The following is a 20,297-nucleotide window of genomic DNA, read 5'->3' on the forward strand; positions in this document are numbered from 1 at the left end:
AATAAAAATGATTACTTCACAAATGAGTTGAAATCATGCTGCCTTAATGCCTCGTAAGTAACTATAGCAACAGCATTTGAAAGATTTAAAGACCGGGAATCAGATATCATAGGAATTCTGATAACTCTTTTCCAGTATTGTTTAAGGATGGTTTCAGGAATACCTCTAGTTTCAGGCCCAAAGATAAAATAGCTATCTTCAGGATATTTAGTATTATGGTAGTAATATTCTCCCTTAGTTGATACAAAATATAAGTTGGCATCGGCCTTTTGCCCAATAAAGCTCTCCCATCCATCATATACATTTAGGTCAAGAAGGTGCCAATAATCTAATCCTGCTCTTTTTACTTGCTTGTCATCTATACTAAATCCCAAAGGTTTTATTAAGTGTAAAGAAACGCCGGTAGCTGCACACGTCCTAGCTATGTTGCCTGTGTTTTGCGGTATCTCCGGCTGATATAACACTATATTCATGCAAGTACCCCCCACTTCCTCCTAATTCTAATTAAATATTTAAACTTTTTCTATATCTACACAATTCAGCTACTGCACAGCTAATACAAGCTGGTTTCCTTGCATGACAAACCCTTCTGCCATGATATATTAACCAATGGTGTGCTTGCGACCATTTTTCCCTGGGGATATTTTTCTGTAAATCCATTTCCGTAGCTTCAGGATTTTTTGAATTTGCTATGCCTATTCTATTAGATACTCTAAAAACATGTGTATCAACAGCAATTGCCGGTATGTTAAAAGCATTGGAAAGAACGACATTGGCGGTCTTTCTACCTACACCAGGAAGCTGAATTAATTCCTCCATTTTGTCAGGAACTACGCCCTTATATTTGTTCGTTAAAATCTTACTTGTTTCGATAATACTTTTGCTTTTATTTCTAAAAAGTCCAACACCTTGAATATCCTTTTCTAACTGAGATTGTTGTGCCCTAGCAAATGCTGTAGCATCAGGATATTTACTAAATAGTTCTCTTGTGATTTTGTTTACCTGAACATCTGTTGATTGAGCTGATAGTATTGTGGCTATTAATAATTGGAATGGAGTTTGAAATTCCAGTTCCGTTTTTGCTTCTGGGTATTCATTTTCGAGTATTTCTAGTATTTTAGATATTTCTGTTTTTTTCAAGATATAATCACCCTTTGGATACACACCTATTCTTATAGTATACCCCTATTATGTGTAATTTGAAGAATATTTTCCAAAAATGTTGTACTGAAGTCTATAATAATATATGTCATAATATAAACAGGCTATATGGGAGAGGAGAAACTAATATGGAACCGCAAATTAACCAGGAAGTGGTTAGACCTAACCCCTTCCCTTATGCTATTGTAATTTTGATTTTTATTTTTGTTTTTGGAGGATTAGGTGTTTGGTATTACTACCCAAGCAGCAAATGGGTTGATAACCAATCACTTGATAGGCTAATTATAGATGAGGACCCTATCTCCACAGAAGATTATTCATGGGAAAACGATTCTTTATTAGTAAGCCTTGACTTGTTAAAAGAAAATTTTGATCCCTACATATATTGGGAACCGGAAAATAACAAAATGATCGTTACCACAAAAGATAAGGTTATTGAAATGAATAGTCAACAGCTGACTGCCTATATAAATTCAGAACCCGTACCATTGAGTATTCCATTTACATTACTAGATGATAAACCCTATGTGCCCTTGGAATTTCTAGCACCCTTATATGGTATTACAATAGATAGATTAGAGTCTGGTATCACTGTAATTGATTATTTAGACCAGCCTATCTTAACAGGTATAGTTAAACAAGAAACTTTTTTAAGATCTGAAACTGGCTATAGAAGCTCCCGCGTTCAAGACTTATTACCTGAGGAAGAATTATTAATATTTAGAGAAGAGGATGGATGGTATCAGTCAAGGAGTGCTGATGGGAAACTTGGTTACGTGGATAAAAACCATGTTTTTTTACAAGAAATTAAAGTTGCAAGCAATGAAAACAGTAGCATAACAAATCCCCCTTGGAAACCAATGGGAGGAAAAATTAATTTAACCTGGGATTATATTTCTAGACCACGTTACGATATGAGCAATTACGATTCTATACCTGGATTAAATGTTATTGCACCTAGGTGGTTTCATTTGGCTGATGGAGACGGAAACATAATTAATCACGGAAGTTTACCTTATATGGAGTGGGCTCATAATCAGGGTCTTCAAGTGTGGGCACTTTTTAGTAATAGTTTTGACCCTGAAATAACTACTGAAATGCTAAGAAACTTTGATAATCGTAAAAATGTTATAAACCAACTTGTAGTTCTTGCTGAGCTTTTTAACCTAGATGGTATTAACATAGATTTTGAGAATGTTTACTATGAAGATAGAGATTACCTAACCCAATTTTTAAGAGAGTTGACCCCCATACTCCATGAACAAAATCTAACTGTTTCTATAGATGTAACAATTAGATCAACTAGCCCAAACTGGTCAATGTTCTATGACCGCCCCGAAATTAGTAAAATTGTAGATTATGTGGCAGTAATGACTTATGATGAACACTGGAGTTCTAGTTCTATTGCTGGTTCTGTCGCTTCCTTGCCGTGGGTTGAAAATGGTTTAATTAGAATGCTAGAACAAGTTCCAAAGGATAAGCTACTTTTAGGTGTTCCATTTTATACTAGAGTTTGGGAAGAGGAGATGATGAACGACGGGACTATCCAAGTTAGCTCAAGGGCACTTTCCATGGCTAATGCAGAAGAAATATTGAATACTAACAATGCCTTAATTGAATTAGATGAAACTGCTGGACAGTTTTTGGGCATCTATGATGACAATAATATAACTTATAAAATTTGGCTTGAAGATGAGTTTTCAATGAAACAAAGAATAGAGTTGGTAAGAAAGTATGATCTAGCAGGAGTTGCTTCATGGCGTAGAGGTTTTGAAAATCCCCATATCTGGGATGTTATTAAGGAAGAACTTTCTAGAAGACCTTGATAAAGGTTGGTGAACTCGTTCAGCCAAAGCTGTACATTGGGAAATCAGATGGAGACTCTACTCCACCTGATTTAGTCATATGGGGGACATTCCTGGTTCTACTCACAGGTTTGTCCCCTTTCCTTAAGAGAAGTGTTTGATTCTTGCGGTTGCTCTGTTATTTTAAGAAGCTTCTCTTGCAGCTCAGGAACCTTTTTGATATTGATTGGTCTTCCTTCTTTATTTACAAAGGCATGTACTGTCTGCCCCTCAACTATGGATGTCTGATTCTTCTTGAGATATATCGCATATTTAAAAACAATCCTGGCAGCGGAAAACTTTTCTACCTGGGTTTCCACAATAATCTGATCATCATATCTAGCTGGCCTTAGATACTTGCAATAAGCCTCTACTACCGGGAAATAGATACCTTGTTTCTCCACTTTTGAATAGGGTAAACCTAAGTGCCTGAAAAATTCTGTTCTACCAACTTCCATCCACTCAAAATAATTTCCATGGTATACTACTCCCATGGCATCTGTCTCTGCATATCTTACTCTAATTTCGGTTTCAAACTTCATAAACTCTCTCCTTAATTAACAAATACAGGCAAAATCCTTGGATGAATCTTAATATTCATTGGAAAAAGAGGCCCCTTCTCACCATCTATATCTGTGGCAATAGCTGATTCACATAAAATCTCAATAGGACCCGCTGATTGGAAATATATTAAGGATGAATCCCCAACATGCTCACCCCGAAGTATTTTTACAAACACCGATAAAAGCTTTGAAATAGATACCGACTTAAAGATCAATACATCAAATTTTCCATCAACCATAGATGCTGCAGGAGCAAGTTTCTTAAATCCACCTGCTATTGATCCATTTAGAATAATAAATAGCAGAATATCCGCTTCGACTTTCTGTTCTGCGCAGTTAATTCTTACTGGAATGGGTTTTAAGTTCGGCAATTTTTCAATTCCTTTAAGATAATAGGCGAGCCTTCCAGTTAAATTTTTTAATTTCACATTAGTTGTGTGTGGTACTTCAGTCATAAGTCCACCACTAGCTACATTTACAAAATAAATTCCATTGGTTTCTCCTATATCAATTCGTTCTACTTTTCTTTTTCCTATAACATCTATTGCACCAATAAAATTTGTTGGTATTCCTAGATAATTGGCAATATCATTGGATGTTCCTACTGGAATTATTCCAAGGGGAATATCTGTTATCCCAGCTTTGAAGATACCATTTACAACTTTATGAATGGTTCCATCTCCACCCGCGGCTACAATAGTATCAATACAATTTTTATAATTATGCAGTATAATATCAATTTCATCATTCTGACTAGTTCGATGAACAACAACCTGATATCCATTTTTTTGTAACTGGTGTACTACTGTATCCAAGTTTTCTTTAAAAGCTCCTTCACCTGCTACTGGATTGTATATAAGCAATAATCTATTTTTTTGCAAAATATCCATTTCCATCACAACATCCTTTAAAAATAATTTGCCAATATTAAGTATATTTCTTTTCTTTTATTCACTCATCTTTTATAACCCTAGCCTCCACATCAATAATATCCCCATTTTTATTCTTAACATCATGACTTGCAGATTTAACAAAGCCCCGAAAACCTAGCGCCAAGATAATTAGGTCATCAATAATAAATGGGATTAAATCTGGTAAAAACCAGTAAGCAATTGGGAGTCCAACGTATATGAGCTTTTTGTATTGACCCACTTGGGGGTGATTTAATAAAAACCAGAAAACACGTAGAAACTTTTGCATTAGTCCTCTAACTCCCTTAGAATTTTTTTAGCTATCTCCAACTGCTCTTTTGGTACATGAATCTCGACACCCACGGCAGTTCCCATGTAAACTTTAACATATTGAGTTGCTCCCGGATAAACTTTTCGAGTAGGTATATCATGAGTCTCAAGTAGCCCAATAACTAATTCAGCTTCAATTTCACCACTTAAACTAGTAAGCTTAGCCCAACTTATATTATTACTCATTTTTAAAAACCCCCTAAATTAAAATTATGACTTGGCAGATGTCCGTGCTTTTTTCAATGGCTTCCCTCTTAATGTCTTTGAATTATCTTCTAGGTACTTTAAATAGCATTCCTTAGTCATAAAAGATTTATAATTACTGCTAATTTCTTTAGCAATTTTTCCATCATCATATAAAAGGTCAACAAGAGTAAATGCAAGCCCTTTGATGCTTTCTTTATAAGCTAGATTTTCATCGGCAACATTGAATTCCTTGGTATGCAAGTTACCTTCGGCTGCACAAATAAATGAATGTAGCCCAGGTTTCAGGTGAGTAATGTCACCGAAGTCAAAGGAAGCAGTTATTGAACCCATTTCGCATACCTTGTCTTTTCCAATTAAGATTCCCATGTTCTCAGAATAGATAGACATCAACTTTTGATTATTAACAAGAGGAAGATAACCTGCATCATTTTTTATTATAATATTTCCACCTACTGCAATAGCACCAGCTATCAGACAGCGATCTACCTTTTCCACGGCATTTTGCAAGGCCTTCACGGAAGAACCTCTTACTACTGTTTCCATAACAATTTCGTCAGGTATGACATTTACTGCATCTCCACCTTTTAATATAATACTATGCACTCTAACCTTATCATCTTCCATAAAGGTTTCTCTTTGAGAATTTATATTATTTAAAGCTAACATTGCCATATTGAGTGCATTCACTCCCTGGTGAGGCGCAGCACCAGCATGGGATTCCTTTCCTAAATAGGTTACCCTTTTTGAAATAAATGTATTGCTTGTCATCCCAGCATATACAGAGTATGGATAATCCATAGGCATGATATGGTTCATCAAAAGGATATCAATATCGTCAAAATGACCTTCATAAATAGCCTGCTGCTTACCGCTTTTATATTTTATAAGACCATTTTGTACTAATCTTTCTCTATATTCCAGGTCTACAAATTCTTCAGCAGGTACAGCCATAAAGCATACTTCACCTGCCAAGTAATCCATAGCTCCAGAATATTTCAGTCCTGTTGCTACTCCCAATAATGACACTAATTGAGCAAAATGACCACATGCATGGGCAGCACCAGTATTCTTATCTGCAACAGGATGCTGATGACATATTATACTATCCAATTCTCCTAAAAGAGCCACCTTAGGACCAGGTTTCTTCCCTTTGATAACACCCTTAAAACCCGTTAATGCAACCTTTTCTGAAGCTTTAATTCCTAACTTTTCTAATGCCTGCTTAACTAATGATGCAGTCTTTTCTTCTTTGTAACCAAGCTCTGGAGTGTTATAGAGGAGCTCTGCTATTCTTTTTAATTCACCAAAACTGTTATCAATTTCAATAGCTATTTCATTCTTAATGTCTTCTCTATTCATGAAATTGTCCCCTTTAAAATTATACTATGAATAATATCATTTTATCTTGTTTTTATTTTAACTGATTTTTTAAATATAAAGATGTATAATAAACAAAGTACAATATGTTAACCGTGCTTATGAATTTGGCTATTTTGGAGGTATTTACATGGTTAAAAAAATAACTATAAGTTTAGACCGTATTCTTTGGAAGTGGTGGGTTGGTAAGGACAGTAATCATCAGGAAGCTTTTGACGATCTAATAGACACCATACTTATAAATTTGGAGGATTTAGACACAACTCCTTGGAAATCTTCAATGATGCAAGAATTAACTTTTGAAGTACCTGATGATAAACTTCAAATAATAAACAACTCAAAGAATGCCCTTTCTTTGGAGGAGTATTTAAATGGTTGCCTAAAGTTTTTCAGAGCAGAAGAAGAAAAAATCAGAAGCCTTTTTAGTTAAGCTAAGCTTTTATTCAACCAGTCAATTATCAAGTCTGCAACCTTTTCTGGATTTTCTATAAAAAGCAAATGAGTGCTACCTTTTACAATTTCTAGTTTGGAATTGGGTAAAATCCGAACTGCTTCTTTTGCTAATAATATTTCATTTATATTTTCCTCTTTTTCTCCCACAATTATTAATACTGGTTTTTGAGTTTTATGGTCTTTATTAGATTTTACCTTTGTTAATTCAGCAATTGTCTTCATGTCAAAAGTCGTTACTATCCTAGGATCTCTTAAAAGTTTTTCATATGTAGTATTAATTCCTGGATTCATTTTAGGCTTTAAGGCTTCTTTTAATGGACTAACTCTTTTATTGGGTGTTATGATACCCATAAATCTAAAATAATTAACAAAAAACCTATCAATAATGTTGGCATATGTACCAGGATAACGTATAGTGTGAGATACACAACAATAAAGAACAGGGTTATCAATTAATGCTTCAAAAGCAAACTGCCCTCCCATGCTATGCCCCACAACAGCATATTTGCTATTTGGGAATCTGTTAGTTGTATACTTCACCATTTCATTAATCTGTTTTAATATGTTGTTGGCCTGTGCCTTTCCCCTTTGTCCTTCACTACGCCCCCAACCTATGTAATCAAATGATACTACATTAAAATTACCCTTTTCATTTAGTCTACTTAAAAATTTCCTATAGGATTTAGCATAGACTATGTTTCCATGGAGAAATAAAATAGTTCCAATGGGTTTTCCATTTGCTGGATATATATCTATATGTATTTTCTGACTATTAATACTAATGGTGTCTTGCTGTATTTCATCTATTGCCAAGTTAATTCTCCTTTCTGGGGCCTTGCGCCAGTATTTCTAGGATTTGCAATGTGTATAAATATCAATCATTTAATGCTTTATTACTAATATCGCCAAAAGTTAAGTTTCTGTTGGTGTAATAAAAAACGCCTAACCATAAGGATAGGCGTGTTGTCTGTGGATTTAGATTTTGGAAACGTTAGCAGCTTGAGGTCCTTTTGGTCCCTCAGTCACTTCAAATTCTACTCTTTGTCCTTCTTCTAATGATTTAAAACCATCTCCACCAATTGCTGAAAAGTGTACGAATACATCCTTTTCACCTTCTACTTCAATAAAACCAAAACCTTTTTCATTGTTAAACCACTTTACTGTACCTTGTTTCATAAATCGTAATTCCTCCTATTTCTTTGCCTATCGGCGAATATGGCAATGATAACATAACATTTTCCATTTGTCAATTATTTCGAACTTTTTTATCAATTTTTTAGTTCATTTAATTGTTTTAGTAATATTTCTAAGTTTTTTTTAAATCTTTCATCATCTTCTTTCTCCCTTGGAGATGGACCTTTTGTTCTACCCCCAACCTTTCTTATTTGGGCTTTTAAGTGCCTTTCCTCTAACATGAAATCGATTTTATCCTTTGAATATATATATCCCTTTGGTCCTATACAATTAGCTCCTTTGGATAGTACCAATGAGGCCAATCCCCAATCTTGGGTAACTACTATGTCACCTCGATTAGTTTTGTTAATTAAAGCAATATCTGTTGCTTGCGGTTCATTACCTACAATTATTTTCTCAATCCCATTAATTTGATGATTAAATGAGGATATTACTAAAAGAGATACATCATATAAATCTGACATTTCTACTAAAATCATCATAGCCTTTTTGGGGCAAGAGTCTGCATCTACAAGTATTTTCATATGTCTATTACTTTTCCCCTATGAAAAATACATAGCTGTAGTAATCTCCAAATTTAACGAAGTAGTCAATTTCAGTCTGCAATTCCTCTAATTGTTCTTGTGCTGTAGAATTCTTTACAAATTTCTGCTGAAAATAATTAATATGCTTATACATAGGTTTGTAATAATTATCCCAGAAACCATCCTTGCCCATTTCAAAATGCCCAATATTTTTTAGACCTGCTTTTTCCATAGATTTTACATTTTCCTTAATTCCCGTCATGTCAGGATAGTTCTCTTTCCAATACCAAAACACCTCATCTGGTGGACTATCCTTAATCCATGTAAGTTCAGATACAACTATTTTACCTCCAGGTTTTAAAAACTTCTTTAAATAGGATAGGCCTTTAAAAAATCCAACATTATGGATAGAGCCTTCTGACCAGATAACATCGAAAAATTCGTTTTCAAAATTTAAGTTAAGCATTGAGGTGTTATAAAGAGAAATTTTATCCCTGAGATTTAAGTCCGCTGCTCTTTCTTCAAGTATTTTTAAAGAGTTACTATCAGCATCCACGGCAACAACCTCTACAGGATACTCCTCTGTTAGTATAATGGTAGCATTCCCAGTTGCACATCCTGCATCTAGCACCTTGCTCTTAGCAGGTAAACTTTTTAAGCCGGCGATTTCCGCTGCCTTTAGTGTATAGTCCTTACTGCCGGGTACCTGCCTGTCCATCTTGAAAAAAAGTTCTTTAAATACTTTCATTTACAACAACCTCCTTACCCTTATGTTAAATTAGAAATCCATTAACCATTAATCAGTACTAGGTGTCAAATAATTAAGATATAGTTAAGGTCCATATAACATTCTATATTATTATTTGCTATACCTTCATTTTTTAGTAATTTCAAACAAAAAACCTGTAGATTATCATCTCGGGTGATTAAATACAAAAAAGAGCCATCATAGATGACTCTCTCTGTATTAAATTTAAAAGCATTGCTCTGGCGGTAGTGGAGGGCAAACGCCAGGTAAGGTAACACATGGTGCAGGTACGCAAAAGCCAAAGCTAGGAACTAACAGCTGTACAGTTAAGATAGACTTAACTACTAGACATACCTGAATGTCACAGGAAATTGAGTATTCTAGAACCTCATCATCTTCTTCTACATCAGTAACAACACAATTGCAAGCTAATAATACACTTTCAGTACAGTCTATACTTACACCCTCAGGGGCACATAATGTAACTGTTTTACTGAATGTAAAAATTCTTTCTATTTCATTATCTTCACCATTTTCTGCTTCTGGGTTAATAAGGGTGACTGGGACATTTACTGAAAGCACTATTGTGAAAAATCCATCCCCTACTGATGTACGGCTGATTTCATTACAGGTAATATCAGACCCCTCAGTTAACGCACATTCTACAGGATCTCCCTGCTCAAGACCTGTTCCAAACTCATCCGAATCAGTTGATACTTCTCTTGTTCTATCATCGATTTGGAAGCAACTATCATAAACCTTATCTACCACAATACACTCAATTCTATCAAAGGGTGGGCACACAGGCAAACCTGTGTCAGGATCAATGGGACACTGTCCCGGTTGAATTTGATTTTGTTTTACTTTTTTTGACATGTTGCACTTTCCTCCTTTAGATTTTTGGTTTAGTTAAACTATCTAGTGTATTCTATTAAAATTTGCTGGTATTGGTTACAGCTTTGGCATAAAATATCTAAATTTTTTATCATAGTTCAAAGAATAATGTATATTATTTAAGGTAAAGAAATACAAGTTTTATTTTAAATGAAATGAAATATGGTGATGATTATGACAGTATTTATAAACCCAAAATCTGGGGATACCTGGAATTTTTCATTTAAGCACAGTACCCTAAACTTTACTTTCTGCTTTAACGGAAAGCAGCATAATAATGTTCTTGATTATCGTGTAGCATACAACGGAACAAATATGCCTTTAATTGTTACTAAATACAATCACTATCAGCTTAACGTATACCAATGGCAAATAAATCACTGGATATTGAAAAAGTTTCAATTTAAAGAATATATTACTGGCTTTTTTGTTTCCAAGATTGATAATAATCAATCCCATTTGCTAATAGAAACTGCATATGGTCATAATAAAGAAGCTTTTCATTTCTTTAATGTAGATAACAATTGGTATAGAAAGTCTCTTCCAATACCAAACTGTAAAATATTTGATCTAACCTTTCTTTCAGAGAAACATCTACTCTTCTTAACCGTTTTTTGCAAAAAAAACAGAGTATTATTAACCTATAGTTGGAATGGCGATACTCAGGAGTGGGAAGAAGCAGGTTTCAGTTTTGATATCCCTACTGGAACCATACTTGCTCTTGGATATACAAGAAGCTTAGTACATCTGGTAACACTTGTAAAAGACCATTACTACAAGCTCAATTACACAGAACTCAATAGGAATACTAATAGTTCTAGAGAGTCTAATATTATAATGCTTCCAGCCTTCTTCCCTAAAAAATGTTATTTAATTCAAGACAATAACATAATGGCGATATTTTCTACAAATTTGATAAATGGACATTTCTTTTATTTGAAGGACGGTTCAAGGTGGATAGAGTCTTCTATTAGCCAAATATCTTCTTATAAAAATATTGCTGGTGTTTATAATACTACAGGTTACATTTCTTCAAGTCTGGCCTTTAATGAACTCTTTAACATAGAATTGAAATCTCCCATAACATTAAAAGCATCAAACATAATTAAGCTATCACAAAAGAGATAATTAGAGATTATATCTTTGAAAACCATACAGGTTTTTAACATTTTTTTCAGAATCTATTTATATATCTATATCCCATGACAGACAGCTTATATACTATATATTCCAAACTAGTCTCAAATTGATTATATGTTACAGAAAGCTTTTTCTGTTGATAAGGTCCAAAACTTTCCACTCCTTTAATAGTTCTAAGAGCGTTAGTAACTCCTTCATAATCAGTTAAAGTATTCATGTTCGCAATTGTCATATTAATTGTTATAAATGCATTATGAATACTTGAATGCTGCTGATTTTTTTCTTCCATTATCTCAGCTAACTTTCCAAGTCTATTTTCATACCAGCTCATTTTGAGCACCACCTCATTTATTAATTTAGAAATCAATTAACCAGGCACCCTGCCTGTTATTTTTTGTTAGTGCATCATCCACCCTTGACTTTTATTGCCGGTTTATTATTGTAATTTTGTAGTTTGTAGCCTAGCTTAAGAATCAAGTAGCCAATAACGCTACCATCTATGATATTCGGGTAGTATTTAACAGAGATTATTTTCTTATTGGTATATATTTCTACATCCTTAATTCCCTCATGTTTTGTTAATTCTCGTTTAATAACTTGCCCATCATATAATGTATTCATATTTCCGATACGCAGTCTAATTTCTGCTGTTGTATAAGACTTAAAATCCTGTACCTTTTTATACATGGACATAATAGTACCCCCTTGATTTAATAAGCAACTGCTTATGTTTTACTTTCAGCCACCTTCTCTTTTAAATTCTATACCTTTTAGCTGAAACTTATAGTCCATATAGGTTGGTGTAATTAGATACTCATAGTAGGTTATAATTACTTTTTCACTTGCTGGCACAACCTCTATTCTTAAGGTATTTAAGCCAATGCATTCATAAATTTTTTGTTTAATATGGTCATCAGATGCTCCATTTATGATATAACACACTTGTCTTGCATTTTCATGATTTAGCTTTTCGTTCCTAGCATCAATGTAGATTCTTTGCTTTGGCTTCAAGTCATCTCACCCCTCTTATTCTTAATTTCTGATAGAACCCAGCATTATTAACTTGCTATTCCAGTATATTAACTTCACTTAATAAAGGTTACACTCTGGTAAATTAAGACATGCCCCTAAATAATTGCAATTTTGGGAGACTTAGTCTTTAATATAAAGATAACCATAACATTCTATCTAGATATAGCGAGTTAAGCATTTTGTATGTCCCAATATATTAGATATAATATCAATATATATAAACATAATAAATTATCAGGAGGTAATACCATGAACAGTTTACTTAAAAAAGCATTTTCTTTTCTTGTTATCACAGTTTTGCTAATGCAAATACCAACAATGGCTTATGCATCATGGGGATTGCAAAGAATACTTGATCAGCAAAATCAAGCTACAACATCTGCACCTGTTACTACACAGCCGCCTAAAGATACTCAGGTTACAACTCCAGCCCCTTCAAGCAACCAATCTACTGCAGATTATATTCGCAATCTGCGTAGAAATCCAACAACCCAGCAAAACAATGCTAATCCTACTCCTAGTAACCCATCCCCATCTAATCCTAGGCCTGAAACACCTCCGAGCAACCAGCAGGGAGCAATGACGAGTTCAGAAAGCATGATGCTTAATTTAATTAACAAAGAAAGATCTGAAAAGGGCTTAAAACCATTACAATGGCATTCTGGACTTGCTGGTTTGGCTAGATTAAAAAGTCAGGACATGGTGGACAATAATTATTTTGCACATAACTCGCCAACCTACGGTTCTTTTTATCACATGGTAAGCAATGCAGGTATCTCTTATCGACAAGTAGGAGAAAATCTAGCAAAGGCTAGAGACGTAAGTAAGGCCCATGTACTTCTAATGGCTAGTGAAGGCCATAGAAATAATATTTTAAGTTCACATTTTACCCATATAGGAGTTGGAATTTTATCTGACAGATATGGTATCGTTGCAACTCAATTATTTATTGCTCAATAAGTGAACTCGTTCAGCTAAAACTTAACATCGGGAAATCAGGTGAAGACTCTACTCTACCTGATTTAGAGCCCACTAATAGAAGTGGGGGTCTTAACCCATATATAATATTTTGGATAAAACAAAAATTGCTTAAAACCAAAAAAGGGTCTACTTTTTAATAAAAGTAGGCCCTTTTCTATATATTGGCATAATAATATTATTATTAAATTTCCTACTCTTAACACAGTTTTTTTTACCCTGCATAAGATATACCAAAATTGATAAGGTGGGAAAGTCATGGGTAATGTTATATGGAATAATAAAGAAATTCTGGAGTTTGAAAGTAATTACAAAGAATTCTTGATAGCTTCATGCAACTCAAAAAATATCAACTATATTTTAGATACTGACAATGTAGTTATATTCCCTGCATTATATGATAAAACCATAATACTTAAAATGCTGAGTGAACATGAGGAATTAAAGGAAACTATTAAAACTATAGAAAATTCACTTACAAGTGAAGGAGCTACAGTTTTAATTGATGGTGGAGAAACTGATAAACAATCTCTGGGGTACCTGGATGCACAAATTTTATTATCTTTTTCCTTTTCGAAAAATAATCCCAATCTAACTATTTATTTGCCTTTTAGTGACCAGGAAATTAGCCTATCTCTCATAAAAAAACTCCTAAGACATTTAAATCTTTTAGACAGAAATATAACCTACAAGGTAGCAAGCTTTTGGGGCAAAATTACTGCAACTAAATATTGGAACTATTTATATGGTAATCCAACCCCAACAATGGTTTTTGAACTAGGAATTCCTAGTCTACCTGATAAATTTCTAAGTAACTTTGGAGACAGTCTGTTAAAAAGCCTTGTCGAAGAGTTTAGTTATAAACCTAACAACGAAGAAATAGAGAGTGTTGTTAAATACTTTAATGATGTAACTCAAAGGTTATCTGCTGACACATCTTTATCTAAAGAACAGCATCAGTTAAATGAACTTCTAGCTAAACTAGAACTACAAGAAGCTGAATTAGATGCATTAAAAAGATCTTATATAGAAACAGAAGAAATAATAAAAGAAATAAATACAGAAAAAAATCAAGAAAAAGTTGAACTTAATGAGAAAATGCTAATTGTAGACAATCAAACACAGGAAGAACAAAAACCTAACAAAAAAAATAATCTTGGAACTAATAAAAACAGAAAAACTCGCAAAAAGAAGGAGACAAAAGCCAAAAAGCTATACATGCCTATAAGTAAAAAAGAGCAGTCAAATCTTTACAAGTATAATCATTTGCCTTATCCGGTGAGGATCCCTGAAGGGGGTCCAGTATATGAATTTATGAGACCTAATCGTGAGACTAAAAGCATAGATTTACCTACTTCCTTAACACCAAAAAACATGTGGGGGTCTCAAAAAATTTCTAGTAAAAATTATAATTATCAGGTGCCTATCAGCACCTTCCGTTTACCGGGAAATAATACAAACGTGGGTAATACACATTCTAAGGATATGGAGCAGAAGAAAGAAATTGAAGATATTAGCTCTCAAGAAATAATAGAAAGCATGAAGGATATCAATACTGCCCAAGAAACTAATGAAAAATAGAAGCCTATAGGATACTCCTTTTGTGAGTGTCCTATAGTTTTTAACGGACTGCAGTAAATGTAAATTATAACGTTAAGGTACACATGGATTAGAATTATCATAGTATATCTTGAAATACACTTCTTAAATCATGACAGCTTCATTGCACAAAGAGGATAATTTGAACTCAAAAGAAACAAGAAAACCTAAGGAGGGTTTGAAATAAACAACTTTTATAAAATCCAGAACCCGAAGCAAGGACTTTTTACCTTGGAAGTTTTCGTCCAAGGATCACACAAAAAACAGCTTTTCTTAAACAATTCTCAGTTAGAGATGTTCAATCTCACCCCAGGTCAAGAACTAATCTTACAACTTGGAGTTATAGACTCCTTAGTAGAAGTAGCAATACAAAATAGTCAGCGTTCAACTGATACTCTTTATATGACAGAAACGCTACTTGCTGACTTTTATTATTACCAAGGTGAACCTTTAAAGCTGATTTATAGTTCAAATAGCAAACTGATTTTAGGCCCTAGTTTAGGTTTGACTTTAACGCCTCATTCATGGAGTAATATTGACAAAAGTACTGCGATAAAAAAAAGAGCTCTTCTGGCCTTAGAAAAAGGTGTTCTCTTTTATTGCTTTCGCCTTAAGAACGTGGACTGGAAAAACAATTTAGTGGAAGCATACTGTTTAAATCCTAATAACTATAACTGGGTTAAGAAAAATGTTCCTGTTCCTCATGTTATCTATGACAGGGGTTCACATCCCGGGCCAAAAACAGTAGAAAGTTACAATAACCAAGGAAAGGTTAATAACATTCAATGGATTAATACTACACGTACCTTTGGTAAGTGGGAAACTTTTCAAGCCTTTAGGTCTTTTAAAGACACTAGTAAATCCCACCCCGAAACAGCCTTCTTTACTTTACCAAACTTGAAAGAATTCTTGAAAAAATATATGTACACTTTTATTAAGGATACTTATGGCAGGGGTGGTAAAAAAGTTTTTAGGATAGAAAAAGTAAAAAAATATTATCTATGTAAGGCAGGAGGAAATCAAATTAGAAGCTGGAAATTTGCCAATATAGAGACTCTTTATTCTTTTTTGTGTAATACTCTTGGAAAGAATCTTATTATTCAGCAGGGAATTTTTTTGGCTGAGATAGATGGAGGTCCCTTTGATATGCGTGTTTTAGTTCAAAAAGACATCAATAGCGAATGGATTATCTCCGCCGTGAACTTCCGGATTGCTAAACCAGGAGCTATCGTGACTAACTTCGCTGCTGGCGCTAGAGACGTCTTTCTTACACCTGGGGAGGATTTACTTCATCCTGGCCTTTCTTGGGAAGTACTATCAAATCTTTCATCAAAGGCAGTTTACGCCTTGGAAAATTCCTTTGGAAGCTTAGGAGAAATAGGCTTGGATATAGGGTTAGATAAAGAAGGAAAACTATGGATTATTGAGGCTAACAGCCGGCCTAGTAGCATCGCATACAGAACAGCCACCAAAGAAAAAAGTAATCAAATATTCGGCTTGCCAATAGACTACGCTACATCCCTAGTGAAACACCTGTATAATAATTCACACAATTAATTAGGAGGATAACAAAAATGTTAAGAAATAAACCTGTCGTAGGAGTAGTTGTTAACAAAACTTCTATAAATAAGCTTTTAAAGCAAGAACAAGTATCACAAATTAAAGATTTAATAAAAGCTAACAAACATGCAAATACAACTTTATTTTTTTTTACCATTAAGAATGTTGATATTGTAAAGAAACGGATAATAGGCACTTATTATAATGATAAAAAAGGTCTCTGGGAGAAAAAACAGTTTCCTTACCCAGATTTCATTTACAGAAAAAGCAGTAATTTAAGAACTCAAAAAAAATTAGCAGCTACCTTTGAGAAACAGCTCCGAAAAGAAAATATTCAATCATTGAACTACATATATGGATTTAATAAATGGAAGGTTTATAACAGTTTATCTAAAGATAAGGATTTTCTTCAGTATTTACCATTAACACTTATGTATAAGAGACCAAATGACTTAAAGAAACTTTTTGCAATAAGCAATAAAGTTTATCTAAAAGCTTGTCGAGGTGGAAAAGGCAGGCAAGTTGTTTGTGTAAGCAAATTGCCTAATGGAAAATATGAATTCAGTTGTTTTATTGAAAAATTGTATGTCGAAAAAATAGATGATTTCAATAAGCTTATTAAAAAAATTCTAGGATTTTTTGGCTCAAAAAAATTTGTGGTTCAACAAGCAATTGATCTTATAACAATCGGCAAAAGTATTGTGGATCTCCGTGCAGAAGTACAAAGAAATGGTAGTGGAGAAATAACAGTAACAGCCATTCCTGTTCGTGTTGGTCGTTACAATTCACCCATCACCACACATGCTAAGAGCTATACCTTTGATTACTTTTTTGAAGAAATTATGAAATACTCTCAAGAGGAAATTGAAAGTCTAAAAACTAAGGTAAATAACTTCCTAATTACTGCCTACAGGTCCATAGAAAGAATTTATGGGCCAAGTGGTGATATAGGAATAGACATTGGTCTGGATAAAGAAGGTCGCTTATGGTTTATTGAATGCAACGCTCGCTCTTTAAAAGTGTCACTTAATAACGCATATGACAAAGAGACAATCAATCAATCATATTTAAACATACTAGAATATGCTAAGTATTTGTATTCCTTACGCTAAGCCTTTTTCCAGTTCTTCTAGTAAATCTATGTAATTTTTCTGTATTTTCTTTGAAGTAGCACTATTTTCCACTTCTCGAGAATATTCTTCTACATACTCTCTCCCAGCTTGAGAGAGATTTTTTTCTGCAAATACATAGATAACATTATCCTCTTTATCAATATGCCGGTTTAACAAATCTGTGTAGGCTATGGCGTTTCCGATAATATCTAGTCTGGCATCCATGTTTCCATTTTCCACTTCACCTACAGCCCTCTCAAGATTTTGAATAAATAACCTACCACTATCATGTTCAATGAACATACCTGTAATTGAGCTTTTAGCAGCATTATTATCTACTTCCTGATTTACTCTTTTAAAAAGAATATCTTCCTCTTTACTGTGATGATGCTTGTCAGCATAGTTTCTAACAAAATCAATAGCTTTATAGAAATCAGCATAGTTTATCTGTTTATGATTTAATATTTTTAAGCAATACTTCCTAATTACGGTAAGCATTCTTTTAATGTAGGTATGTTCATGTACCATTAGGTCTATAGACTTCATCTTAACTATCCTCCAATCTAACTATTCTATTTGTTTTTTTCCCTGAGGAATATTCTGCAGTATATTCATACCTTTGAGGCAAGGACTTTACAAAGGACTTGATCCATTCATCTCTCAAAAACGCACTCAAGGTTATGCCTCCCTTAATCCTTATTAAGACTCTTCAAAATCTTCTCAACCTCTAAACCATGTACTTTGGCTGCATCCTCTATACTCTCCATCTGGGAAGAAGGACAACCTAGGCAACCCATTCCAAACTCAGCAAGAATTTTAGTAGCTTCTGGTTTTTTCCTCAATACATCTCCAATTAACATATCCTTTGTAATCACTAATATAATCCCCTTTCTATCTGAGTTTTTAGTAATCAAATCATAACTCCATTCCTATTATTCAACCATTTGACACTACATATCCATTTTGTTTTATACAATATTTGTCTTATGTTCAATTATTTCCAGAGTTTTAAGATACCCAATACTAATAGAAATTCCTCTAGATTCCATCTTATGAAAAAAAGAGTTCACAAGTCTCATTTACTGGGACTTATGAACTCTTCTCATTTCCTTGTGCTGCATATTGGACAATTCTGCATGCTTAATGGCTTTTCAAGTCCACACTCTTCTAACATTTCCTGATCATTAAACAAGTCAAGTGTGGAGCCATCTTTAATTATCCTGCCATCCTTGATAACAATTGTTCTCTCACATAAATCCAGAACCAAATCTAAATCATGGGTGGCAATAATTTTAGTATGTGAAAAGCCAGAAAGAAGATCTATTAATCGGCGTCTTGATTTTGGGTCTAGTGACGAAGTGGGCTCATCCATAACCAAGATGTTGGGCTCCATAGCCAGTACTGATGCAATTGCTACTGCTCGCTTTTCGCCTCCTGATAGCTTATACGGAGGTCTATTAATTAAGTGCAGGGCACCTACTGTTTCAAGCGATGCCTTTACCCTTTTATCAACCTCATCCTCAGGCAGTTTATAATTTCTGGGTCCAAAGGCAACATCATCATAAACAGTAGTCATAAATAGTTGATCATCTGCATCTTGAAAAACCATTCCTACACTTTGGCGTATCATTGGTAATGTCTTTTTAACCACGGGAATTTCCCCTACACGTACTTCTCCCTCAAGTGGCAACAGGACACCCACCAAATGCATCAATAAAGTAGACTTGCCTGCGCCATTTGCTCCAACAATACCTACAGATTCCCCATGGATAATTTGAAAATTAATACCATTTAGAGCTACTCTTCCATCGGGATACTTATATTTTAAATTATTAACTTCAATGATATGATGGCTCATTTTCCTACTCCTGTCATTAATGTACCTATTAGATTTGAAATATCAAAATATCTTACTACTATAAAAAATACTGACCAGCTTATAAAATATCCAATATCTTTTATATAAAACCTCTGTTCACTACCAGTATTAAACTCCCCTACAAACCCTCTGCAGCACATGGATTGATAAACTCGCTGTGCCCTTGTTATAGTCCTTAAAAGCAATTGACCTGTTAAAGGCCCCCAACTACTAAAGCGGATACCCTTATCATATGGTGAACGAAGTGAATAACCTCTAAGAATTCTGGCCAGCTCCTCTATCAAAACTGATATGTATCTATATGTTAAGAGAAGCTGCATAACAAATATTTGCGGTACCCTCATTAATCTTAATGAGAATGCTATTTTTGTCATTCCCGTTGTTGCTATCAAAATAAAAGCGGCAAGTATTGTCATGATACCTTTAAGCAAAAGCGATACAAAGGAAACCCAGCCAGCAGAAATAGTAATATCTGAAAAGATGACTATGGTATTTGTATCAAAGAATGGATTAAAAGCCCCAATACAAATTATGAAGGGCATTACGATTATCATTCTCTTAAGTATAGGAATAGCAGGAATCTCAGCTAATGCCATTATAGTTATGGGGTAAAAAATGAGAGGTATCAAGCCGCTAAGCTCATATTTACCAAAAGATACAGCAGTTATCAAGAACACAAAGGTTGTAAATACCTTCATGAGTGGATGAATTTTATGAATAACTGTATCTTTTTCTGCTATTTCATCAAGAATTCTAATGTTATAAAATGAATCAATTATTTTAGACATAAA

The 20,297-nt window shown here is 34.0% G+C and carries 26 protein-coding genes; 7 read left to right on the forward strand and 19 right to left on the reverse strand.

Annotation, left to right across the window (positions count from 1 at the left end; genetic code table 11):
- Positions 1 to 11: 11 nt before the first annotated feature.
- The gene (locus tag APF76_10370; GenBank protein KUO49025.1) at positions 12 to 473 is read right to left on the reverse strand and encodes a hypothetical protein; all 462 of its coding nucleotides are present in this window, start codon (positions 471 to 473) and stop codon (positions 12 to 14) included.
- Between the two features lie 31 nt (positions 474 to 504).
- Positions 505 to 1,140: an endonuclease III gene (locus tag APF76_10375; GenBank protein ID KUO49098.1), complete on the reverse strand. Its 636-nt coding sequence runs from the start codon at positions 1,138 to 1,140 to the stop codon at positions 505 to 507.
- A 149-nt stretch (positions 1,141 to 1,289) separates the two neighbouring features.
- Here APF76_10375 and APF76_10380 point away from each other — a divergent pair, with 149 nt between their 5' ends.
- A complete protein-coding gene (locus APF76_10380) occupies positions 1,290 to 2,987 on the forward strand; it encodes a hypothetical protein (protein KUO49026.1) in 1,698 nt (565 codons plus the stop codon).
- A gap of 98 nt (positions 2,988 to 3,085) precedes the next feature.
- Here APF76_10380 and APF76_10385 read toward each other — a convergent pair whose 3' ends face one another.
- From APF76_10385 to APF76_10405, 5 genes are all read right to left on the reverse strand, one after another.
- Positions 3,086 to 3,547 (reverse strand): hypothetical protein, encoded by a 462-nt coding sequence (locus tag APF76_10385; GenBank protein KUO49027.1) that lies wholly within the window; start codon positions 3,545 to 3,547, stop codon positions 3,086 to 3,088.
- Positions 3,548 to 3,558: 11 nt separating this feature from the next.
- Complete coding sequence (locus APF76_10390) at positions 3,559 to 4,458, reverse strand: hypothetical protein (protein ID KUO49099.1); 900 nt, start codon at positions 4,456 to 4,458, stop codon at positions 3,559 to 3,561.
- A gap of 61 nt (positions 4,459 to 4,519) precedes the next feature.
- A complete protein-coding gene (locus APF76_10395) occupies positions 4,520 to 4,768 on the reverse strand; it encodes a hypothetical protein (GenBank protein ID KUO49028.1) in 249 nt (82 codons plus the stop codon).
- Positions 4,768 to 4,995 (reverse strand): hypothetical protein, encoded by a 228-nt coding sequence (locus APF76_10400; GenBank protein ID KUO49029.1) that lies wholly within the window; start codon positions 4,993 to 4,995, stop codon positions 4,768 to 4,770. Before APF76_10400 ends, APF76_10395 begins: the two co-directional genes overlap by 1 nt.
- Positions 4,996 to 5,019: 24 nt before the next feature.
- Complete coding sequence (locus tag APF76_10405) at positions 5,020 to 6,375, reverse strand: hypothetical protein (protein ID KUO49030.1); 1,356 nt, start codon at positions 6,373 to 6,375, stop codon at positions 5,020 to 5,022.
- A gap of 148 nt (positions 6,376 to 6,523) precedes the next feature.
- Here APF76_10405 and APF76_10410 point away from each other — a divergent pair, with 148 nt between their 5' ends.
- The gene (locus tag APF76_10410; protein KUO49031.1) at positions 6,524 to 6,823 is read left to right on the forward strand and encodes a hypothetical protein; all 300 of its coding nucleotides are present in this window, start codon (positions 6,524 to 6,526) and stop codon (positions 6,821 to 6,823) included.
- Here APF76_10410 and APF76_10415 read toward each other — a convergent pair.
- The 5 genes from APF76_10415 to APF76_10435 form a co-directional block, all read right to left on the reverse strand.
- The gene (locus APF76_10415) at positions 6,820 to 7,659 is read right to left on the reverse strand and encodes a hypothetical protein (GenBank protein ID KUO49032.1); all 840 of its coding nucleotides are present in this window, start codon (positions 7,657 to 7,659) and stop codon (positions 6,820 to 6,822) included. The two genes, APF76_10410 and APF76_10415, sit on opposite strands and share 4 nt — an antisense overlap.
- A gap of 162 nt (positions 7,660 to 7,821) precedes the next feature.
- Positions 7,822 to 8,022 (reverse strand): cold-shock protein, encoded by a 201-nt coding sequence (locus APF76_10420; GenBank protein ID KUO49033.1) that lies wholly within the window; start codon positions 8,020 to 8,022, stop codon positions 7,822 to 7,824.
- Positions 8,023 to 8,114: 92 nt separating this feature from the next.
- Positions 8,115 to 8,564: a hypothetical protein gene (locus APF76_10425; protein ID KUO49034.1), complete on the reverse strand. Its 450-nt coding sequence runs from the start codon at positions 8,562 to 8,564 to the stop codon at positions 8,115 to 8,117.
- A gap of 7 nt (positions 8,565 to 8,571) precedes the next feature.
- The gene (locus APF76_10430; protein ID KUO49035.1) at positions 8,572 to 9,312 is read right to left on the reverse strand and encodes a hypothetical protein; all 741 of its coding nucleotides are present in this window, start codon (positions 9,310 to 9,312) and stop codon (positions 8,572 to 8,574) included.
- Between the two features lie 225 nt (positions 9,313 to 9,537).
- Positions 9,538 to 10,188, reverse strand: a complete 651-nt coding sequence (locus tag APF76_10435; GenBank protein ID KUO49036.1) for a hypothetical protein — start codon at positions 10,186 to 10,188, stop codon at positions 9,538 to 9,540.
- 192 nt (positions 10,189 to 10,380) lie between these two features.
- Between APF76_10435 and APF76_10440 the strand changes: the two genes are divergently transcribed.
- The gene (locus tag APF76_10440; GenBank protein KUO49037.1) at positions 10,381 to 11,334 is read left to right on the forward strand and encodes a hypothetical protein; all 954 of its coding nucleotides are present in this window, start codon (positions 10,381 to 10,383) and stop codon (positions 11,332 to 11,334) included.
- Positions 11,335 to 11,380: 46 nt separating this feature from the next.
- Here APF76_10440 and APF76_10445 read toward each other — a convergent pair whose 3' ends face one another.
- From APF76_10445 to APF76_10455, 3 genes are all read right to left on the reverse strand, one after another.
- Positions 11,381 to 11,677: a hypothetical protein gene (locus APF76_10445; protein ID KUO49038.1), complete on the reverse strand. Its 297-nt coding sequence runs from the start codon at positions 11,675 to 11,677 to the stop codon at positions 11,381 to 11,383.
- A 74-nt stretch (positions 11,678 to 11,751) separates the two neighbouring features.
- Positions 11,752 to 12,039 (reverse strand): hypothetical protein, encoded by a 288-nt coding sequence (locus APF76_10450; protein ID KUO49039.1) that lies wholly within the window; start codon positions 12,037 to 12,039, stop codon positions 11,752 to 11,754.
- Between the two features lie 45 nt (positions 12,040 to 12,084).
- Positions 12,085 to 12,357: a hypothetical protein gene (locus tag APF76_10455; protein KUO49040.1), complete on the reverse strand. Its 273-nt coding sequence runs from the start codon at positions 12,355 to 12,357 to the stop codon at positions 12,085 to 12,087.
- Positions 12,358 to 12,627: 270 nt separating this feature from the next.
- Here APF76_10455 and APF76_10460 point away from each other — a divergent pair, with 270 nt between their 5' ends.
- The 4 genes from APF76_10460 (at position 12,628) to APF76_10475 (ending at position 17,627) form a co-directional block, all read left to right on the forward strand.
- Complete coding sequence (locus APF76_10460; protein KUO49041.1) at positions 12,628 to 13,338, forward strand: hypothetical protein; 711 nt, start codon at positions 12,628 to 12,630, stop codon at positions 13,336 to 13,338.
- Positions 13,339 to 13,614: 276 nt separating this feature from the next.
- Complete coding sequence (locus APF76_10465) at positions 13,615 to 14,937, forward strand: hypothetical protein (protein ID KUO49042.1); 1,323 nt, start codon at positions 13,615 to 13,617, stop codon at positions 14,935 to 14,937.
- A gap of 249 nt (positions 14,938 to 15,186) precedes the next feature.
- The gene (locus APF76_10470; GenBank protein ID KUO49043.1) at positions 15,187 to 16,512 is read left to right on the forward strand and encodes a hypothetical protein; all 1,326 of its coding nucleotides are present in this window, start codon (positions 15,187 to 15,189) and stop codon (positions 16,510 to 16,512) included.
- A 17-nt stretch (positions 16,513 to 16,529) separates the two neighbouring features.
- Complete coding sequence (locus APF76_10475) at positions 16,530 to 17,627, forward strand: hypothetical protein (GenBank protein ID KUO49044.1); 1,098 nt, start codon at positions 16,530 to 16,532, stop codon at positions 17,625 to 17,627.
- Here APF76_10475 and APF76_10480 read toward each other — a convergent pair.
- The 4 genes from APF76_10480 to APF76_10495 form a co-directional block, all read right to left on the reverse strand.
- Complete coding sequence (locus APF76_10480) at positions 17,619 to 18,173, reverse strand: hemerythrin (protein KUO49045.1); 555 nt, start codon at positions 18,171 to 18,173, stop codon at positions 17,619 to 17,621. The genes APF76_10475 and APF76_10480 overlap by 9 nt on opposite strands.
- A gap of 143 nt (positions 18,174 to 18,316) precedes the next feature.
- Entirely contained in the window at positions 18,317 to 18,487 is a 171-nt protein-coding gene (locus APF76_10485; protein ID KUO49100.1) for a disulfide oxidoreductase, read from the reverse strand.
- Positions 18,488 to 18,729: 242 nt separating this feature from the next.
- Positions 18,730 to 19,485 carry a cobalt ABC transporter ATP-binding protein gene (locus APF76_10490; protein KUO49046.1) on the reverse strand — a complete coding sequence of 252 codons (756 nt, stop codon included), beginning with the start codon at positions 19,483 to 19,485 and terminating at the stop codon, positions 18,730 to 18,732.
- Positions 19,482 to 20,294, reverse strand: coding sequence for a cobalt ABC transporter permease (locus APF76_10495; protein ID KUO49047.1), 813 nt, complete (start codon positions 20,292 to 20,294; stop codon positions 19,482 to 19,484). The genes APF76_10490 and APF76_10495 overlap by 4 nt, the downstream gene beginning before the upstream one ends.
- Between the last annotated feature and the right edge of the window lie 3 nt (positions 20,295 to 20,297).

This window comes from Desulfitibacter sp. BRH_c19, assembly GCA_001515945.1.
Taxonomy (GTDB): Bacteria; Bacillota; DSM-16504; order Desulfitibacterales; family Desulfitibacteraceae; genus Desulfitibacter.

What these genes read in the sequence shown, in the direction of transcription:
- APF76_10430 (KUO49035.1), bottom strand. Translation starts at nt 9,312, where the DNA reads ATGAAAGTATTTAAAGAACTTTTTTTCAAGATGGACAGGCAGGTACCC.
- APF76_10380 (KUO49026.1), top strand. Translation starts at nt 1,290, where the DNA reads ATGGAACCGCAAATTAACCAGGAAGTGGTTAGACCTAACCCCTTCCCT.
- APF76_10495 (KUO49047.1), bottom strand. Translation starts at nt 20,294, where the DNA reads ATGTCTAAAATAATTGATTCATTTTATAACATTAGAATTCTTGATGAA.
- APF76_10480 (KUO49045.1), bottom strand. Translation starts at nt 18,173, where the DNA reads ATGAAGTCTATAGACCTAATGGTACATGAACATACCTACATTAAAAGA.
- APF76_10390 (KUO49099.1), bottom strand. Translation starts at nt 4,458, where the DNA reads ATGGATATTTTGCAAAAAAATAGATTATTGCTTATATACAATCCAGTA.
- APF76_10425 (KUO49034.1), bottom strand. Translation starts at nt 8,564, where the DNA reads ATGAAAATACTTGTAGATGCAGACTCTTGCCCCAAAAAGGCTATGATG.
- APF76_10385 (KUO49027.1), bottom strand. Translation starts at nt 3,547, where the DNA reads ATGAAGTTTGAAACCGAAATTAGAGTAAGATATGCAGAGACAGATGCC.
- APF76_10420 (KUO49033.1), bottom strand. Translation starts at nt 8,022, where the DNA reads ATGAAACAAGGTACAGTAAAGTGGTTTAACAATGAAAAAGGTTTTGGT.
- APF76_10395 (KUO49028.1), bottom strand. Translation starts at nt 4,768, where the DNA reads ATGCAAAAGTTTCTACGTGTTTTCTGGTTTTTATTAAATCACCCCCAA.
- APF76_10405 (KUO49030.1), bottom strand. Translation starts at nt 6,375, where the DNA reads ATGAATAGAGAAGACATTAAGAATGAAATAGCTATTGAAATTGATAAC.
- APF76_10440 (KUO49037.1), top strand. Translation starts at nt 10,381, where the DNA reads ATGACAGTATTTATAAACCCAAAATCTGGGGATACCTGGAATTTTTCA.
- APF76_10475 (KUO49044.1), top strand. Translation starts at nt 16,530, where the DNA reads ATGTTAAGAAATAAACCTGTCGTAGGAGTAGTTGTTAACAAAACTTCT.
- APF76_10450 (KUO49039.1), bottom strand. Translation starts at nt 12,039, where the DNA reads ATGTCCATGTATAAAAAGGTACAGGATTTTAAGTCTTATACAACAGCA.
- APF76_10465 (KUO49042.1), top strand. Translation starts at nt 13,615, where the DNA reads ATGGGTAATGTTATATGGAATAATAAAGAAATTCTGGAGTTTGAAAGT.
- APF76_10490 (KUO49046.1), bottom strand. Translation starts at nt 19,485, where the DNA reads ATGAGCCATCATATCATTGAAGTTAATAATTTAAAATATAAGTATCCC.
- APF76_10460 (KUO49041.1), top strand. Translation starts at nt 12,628, where the DNA reads ATGAACAGTTTACTTAAAAAAGCATTTTCTTTTCTTGTTATCACAGTT.
- APF76_10435 (KUO49036.1), bottom strand. Translation starts at nt 10,188, where the DNA reads ATGTCAAAAAAAGTAAAACAAAATCAAATTCAACCGGGACAGTGTCCC.
- APF76_10485 (KUO49100.1), bottom strand. Translation starts at nt 18,487, where the DNA reads ATGTTAATTGGAGATGTATTGAGGAAAAAACCAGAAGCTACTAAAATT.
- APF76_10370 (KUO49025.1), bottom strand. Translation starts at nt 473, where the DNA reads ATGAATATAGTGTTATATCAGCCGGAGATACCGCAAAACACAGGCAAC.
- APF76_10445 (KUO49038.1), bottom strand. Translation starts at nt 11,677, where the DNA reads ATGAGCTGGTATGAAAATAGACTTGGAAAGTTAGCTGAGATAATGGAA.
- APF76_10410 (KUO49031.1), top strand. Translation starts at nt 6,524, where the DNA reads ATGGTTAAAAAAATAACTATAAGTTTAGACCGTATTCTTTGGAAGTGG.
- APF76_10400 (KUO49029.1), bottom strand. Translation starts at nt 4,995, where the DNA reads ATGAGTAATAATATAAGTTGGGCTAAGCTTACTAGTTTAAGTGGTGAA.